General features: G+C 72.3%; 4 protein-coding genes. 2 read left to right on the top strand and 2 right to left on the bottom strand.

Annotation, left to right across the window (positions count from 1 at the left end):
* Positions 1 to 2440: DUF748 domain-containing protein (locus LLG88_11720; GenBank protein MCE5247568.1), on the bottom strand; the 2440-nt coding region annotated here is incomplete at its 3' end.
* Positions 2441 to 2691: 251 nt separating this feature from the next.
* On the opposite strand from LLG88_11720, the gene LLG88_11715 reads away from it, so the two are divergent.
* Both LLG88_11715 and LLG88_11710 read left to right on the top strand, forming a co-directional pair.
* Positions 2692 to 3321 (top strand): DUF47 family protein, encoded by a 630-nt coding sequence (locus tag LLG88_11715; protein MCE5247567.1) that lies wholly within the window; start codon positions 2692 to 2694, stop codon positions 3319 to 3321.
* Entirely contained in the window at positions 3314 to 4324 is a 1011-nt protein-coding gene (locus tag LLG88_11710; GenBank protein MCE5247566.1) for an inorganic phosphate transporter, read from the top strand. Before LLG88_11715 ends, LLG88_11710 begins: the two co-directional genes overlap by 8 nt.
* An 83-nt stretch (positions 4325 to 4407) precedes the next feature.
* On the opposite strand, the gene LLG88_11705 is transcribed toward LLG88_11710, so the two are convergent.
* Positions 4408 to 4593: hypothetical protein (locus LLG88_11705; GenBank protein MCE5247565.1), on the bottom strand; the 186-nt coding region annotated here is incomplete at its 5' end.

The following is a 4593-nucleotide window of genomic DNA, read 5'->3' as shown; positions in this document are numbered from 1 at the left end:
CGGTCAGCCGCGCCGAGTAGTTCGGCTTGATGTAGTGGTCGGCGAAGTCGATCGTCCCGCCTTGAAGGGTCATCGCGTCGAAGGCGATCGGCGTCTCGGGCCCCGCGGCCGGCGCCGGCGGGGCGGCTGCGGCGGCCTCTTCCGTTTCCGGCGCTTCCGGTCCCGTCGCCCCGGCGAAGACCCGCTTGAGGTTGATCGTCGCGTCGGGATCGACGTCGATCCGCACGTGGAAGTCGGAGAGGGCCATCGCCATGGCCTTGAAGAAGGCCGGATTGACGCCCGTCTCGAGGCCGTCGATGAAGAACGACCCGCAGCGGAACAGCTCGTCCGCCGTCTTCCGGTCGAGCAGCGCCATCTCGGCCAGCGTCAGCTTTCCCTTGATCGTCTGCCGCGCCGCGCCTTTGTCCACGGCGCGCCACGCGTAGTCGAACGAGCCGTCGGCGAAGCCGCCGGCGAGGACGGCGTCCACCTTCCCCGCGAGATACGGCGCGAACGGCTGCAGCGGGACGCGCTTGAGGTCGAGGCGCAGGTCCGCCGCGAGCGGATCCATCGAGGCGGTTCCCGCGCCGGCGACGAGCGTCCCGCCCTTGGGGCGCATCGAGAACGACACCTTCCCCGCGGCGCCCTTGGCGTTGGAGAAGTCCGCGACCTCGAACGACACCGCGTCGGCCTCGACGTGCGCCGGCCGCGGCGTGGTGAGGTCGTCGAAGACCAAAGAGCCGCCGCTTCCCGCGGCCTTCTTGACGATCCAGCTCCACTGCGGCGCGCCGGCCGGCGAGGCCGGAACGAGATCGACGACGTTGATCGGCCCGTCCTTCGGCCAGCGCACGCCGAGGCGCGGCGCCTCGACCGCCGCCTCGCCGAGCTCGAACGAGCGGGCGTTGAAGTCGGTCTTCGCGCCGGAGAAGGTCGCGCGCGGCGCCGCGAGGAAGTCCTGCTCCTCGCCGCGCTTGCGCAGCGCGAGGCCGCGCGCCTCGCCGCCGAGAGTGAGCGTCGCCGCGCCCCCCTTCGCCGCCGAGGCGAAGTGCGCTTCGGCGTCGAGGTCGGCCTGACCTTCCCGCACGTCGAACAGAACCATGTCGCGGTAGTACGGCGCGTAGCGGGCGAGCGCGGCGGCGCCGGCCTTGGCGCGCACGTCGGCGAACCACGGGGCGATCCCCCAGTCGGCGGTCGCCTGCAGCGTCTCGTTCTGGTCGCTCGTCCCGGAGAGCGTCGCCTTGGCCGCCGCGCCCGGACGGGTCGAGAAGCCGGTCGCCTCGAAGACGACGTCGTGGAAGGCGGTCGCGAAGCGCCGCGGGGCGTCGGCGAACGTCAGCGTTCCCCCCTCGACGCGGACGAGGTCGACGTCGACGACGAACGGCGCGGAGGCGCGCGCGGCGGGGGCCGCGGGGCGCGGCGCGGCGTCCGGCGGCGGCGAGCCGCCCAGCGCGGCGAGGTTGAACCGCCCGCGCTCGTCGAACGCGAGATCGACCGCGGGGCCGAAGAAGCGGAGCGCGGCGATCTTCAGCGTCCGCGCCGCCCAGTCGAAGCCGGCGACCTCGAGCCGCGTCCGCGGCAGCTTGACCAGGACCGTTCCGCCGGCGTCGGCCAAGTTGAAGTCCCGCCCATCGAGCGCGCCGGAGACGACGACCGCCGCCGGAGCGTCCTTCGGCTGCCGGAACGAAACGCGCGCCTCGACGTCGAGGCGGCCGGAGGGCAGGCGGAAGCCGAGGTCCTTCGGCGCGTACTGCATGTAGAACGGGACGTCGATGTCGCGGATCGCGAAGTCGACCGCCGTCTCGCGGTCCTCGGCGAAGGGGCGCGTCTTGCCGCGCAGCGAGAGCGCCCGTCCGTTGATCTCCGCCTCGAGCAGCGGCTCGACGAAGACCTCGATGTCCCGCGGCAGGTTGGAGACGAACGGGACCTGCAGCCGCAGCCGGCGCACGGTGTGGGTGCGGCCGACCGGCTCGTCCACGAAGTCGATCTCGCCGCCTTGCAGGACGATGTTGGCCACGGAGAAGCGGGCCGGCTTCTCGCCCGGCGCCGCGGGGCGGGAGAACTTCGCGACGAGGTCCGCGACGTCGAGTTCCCCGTCGGCGCGGCGGGCGAAGTGGAGGCGCGGGCGGTCGAGCGTCAGTTCGTCCACCACCGGCGCGAGATGGCGGATCGAGGCCAGGGAGACGCGCGCGCGGGCCTCGTCGAGGTCGACGAACGGCCCGCCGCCGCGCGCGGCGATCGAGAGGCCGCGCAGCGTCACGGTCAGGGTGAGCGGGTTGACGCTCACCTCCCGCAGCGCGACCGGCCGGTCGAGCAGCGCCGAGAGGCGCGAGACGGCCGCCCGGCGGATCAGGGACGGGGCGACGAAGAACCCGAACATCACGAAGAGAACGAAGAGCGCGGCGACCGCCGCCAGCCCCCGCCCGACGAGCCGCTTCCGCTTGGCGTTCCACGCGATCCGCATCGCCGTCTCCTTCGCGCCATATCCGGGCCTGTTCGCGGGAATCCGGCCCGGACGGTCGCGCCTCAGCATGGTACGGCGTCCGGCCCGGCGCGTGAACCGCGGCGCGGTTCCGGCCCCGTCGCGCCGCTCGCGTTACAATCCAGCGTCCGCCGTCCGACGACGGCGCGACATTTCCGCGACGAATCCCCGGACTGGGCCCCGCGGCGCCGCCGCAAACCACGCCCTTCCTGCGGCCGCCCAAGGAGCGCTGAATGGCTTTCTCGCTTTTCCCGAGGTCGGTCAAGTTCTTCGACCTGTTCCTCGACCAGCACCAGAACCTTCAGGCCGCCGCCAGCCGCCTCGCCGAATTGTTCGACGACATCGAGAACAAGACGGTGATCTGCGACGACATCGCCGCGCTCGAAGTCAAAGGGAACGCGATGGAGCGGGAGATCTCCAAGCAGCTTTCGGCGACGTTCCTCACGCCGATCGACCGCGAGGACATCTTCTACATCAACCGCTACCAGGAATCGACGCTCAACCTGATCAAGGGCGTCGCCCGCCGTATCGGCCTCTACAACTTCACCGAGGTCCGGCCCGCGGCGAAGGTGCTCGTGCACTCGCTGCAGACGCTGATCGACCTGACGGGGAAGATGCTGGAGCGGCTGCGCGACGCGGAGGACGTCGCGGCGCTGGCCGACGCGGCGAAGCAGCAGGTCGCGCAGGCCGACCTGGTGCTGACGATCGCCCTCGGCGAGCTCTACAACGTCGATCCCTCGCACGAAGGGGCGCTCTTGACGGTCACGATGTGGGCCCAGGTCTTCGACCGGCTGGAGCGGGCGATCGAGAAGGCGGGCCACTTGGTCGAGACGATCGAAGGGGTGGCGCTCAAGAATGCTTAGCGTGCCGCTCCTCCTGCTCGCGACGATCGCCGTCGCCCTCGTCTTCGACTTCACCAACGGCGCGCACGACTGCGGCAACGCGATCGCCACAGTGGTCTCCACGAAGGCGCTCTCGCCGCGCGCCGCGGTGGTGATGGCCACGGTGCTGAACCTGCTCGGCGCGCTGATCGGCACGAAGGTCGCGGAGACGGTCGGCAAGGGGATCGTGCGGGTCGACCCCGGCCCGGGCGGGCAGGTGATCGTCTTCGCCGGGCTGTTCGGGGCGGTGCTCTGGAACTGCGCGACCTGGTACTGGGGCCTCCCCTCCTCCTCGTCGCACGCGCTGATCGGCGGGCTGATCGGCGCCGCGATCGTCGGCGAAGGCTGGGGCGCGCTGCACACCGGCGAGATCCTGCACAAGGTCGTCGCGCCGCTGTTCCTCTCCCCGCTCTGCGGCTTCGCCGCCGGCTATCTCTCGATGGTCGGCCTCGCCTGGATGCTGCGGAACGCGACGCGCCGCGGCACGAACGACCGGCTGCGCCACGTGCAGGTCGGGGCGTCGGCGCTGATGGCCACGGCCCACGGCCTCAACGACGCGCAGAAGACGATGGGCGTGATCGCGCTCGCCCTCTTCATCTTCGGCCGGAGCGCCTCGGTCCACGTCCCGTTCTGGGTCAAGCTGATCTGCGCCGGCGCGATGGCCGCCGGAACGATGATCGGCGGCTGGCGGATCATCCGCACGATGGGGCAGCGGATCTTCAAGATGCAGCCGGTGCACGGCGTCGCCGTCGCCGGCACGTCGACGGTCGTGATCTTCGCCGCGTCGCTCTACGGCGCGCCGATCAGCACGACGCAGACGATCGCCTCGTCGGTCCTCGGCGCCGGCGCCTCGCGCCGTCTTTCCGCGGTCCGCTGGGGCGTGGGGAAGGACATGGCGCTGGCCTGGTTCTTCACCCTGCCCTGCGCCGGCCTGGTCGCTGCGGGCTGCTGCGTCGCGCTGCGCGCGATGGGGCTCGCCGGCTGACGAAACGAGCGCGCCGCCCTGGCGCGGGCGGCGCCCCGTTTCCTTCCCTTCGACTTCCGGTCAACCGAACGACGCGCGTCCGCTCACCGCAGATCGGGGCGCGCGCGGGCGCCGCCTTCCTCGCCGCGAGGGGCCGGGGCCGGCGGCGGCGTCGGCTGGAAGCGCGGCCCGGAGTCGTCGCGGGGCGCCTGCGGCGCGGGCGACGGCATCGGCGCGGGGGGCGCCTGCGGATGGAGCCGCGTGTTCGGCGGCGCGGCGGGGGCCGGCGA

Source organism: bacterium (assembly GCA_021372775.1).
GTDB lineage: Bacteria > Acidobacteriota > Polarisedimenticolia > J045 > J045 > JAJFTU01.
Note: the sequence above shows the minus strand (reverse complement) of the source record. Positions and strands in the feature narration are given on the sequence as shown.

Coding starts and splice junctions, on each gene's coding strand:
- LLG88_11715 (MCE5247567.1), top strand. CDS start 2,692: ATGGCTTTCTCGCTTTTCCCGAGGTCGGTCAAGTTCTTCGACCTGTTC.
- LLG88_11710 (MCE5247566.1), top strand. CDS start 3,314: ATGCTTAGCGTGCCGCTCCTCCTGCTCGCGACGATCGCCGTCGCCCTC.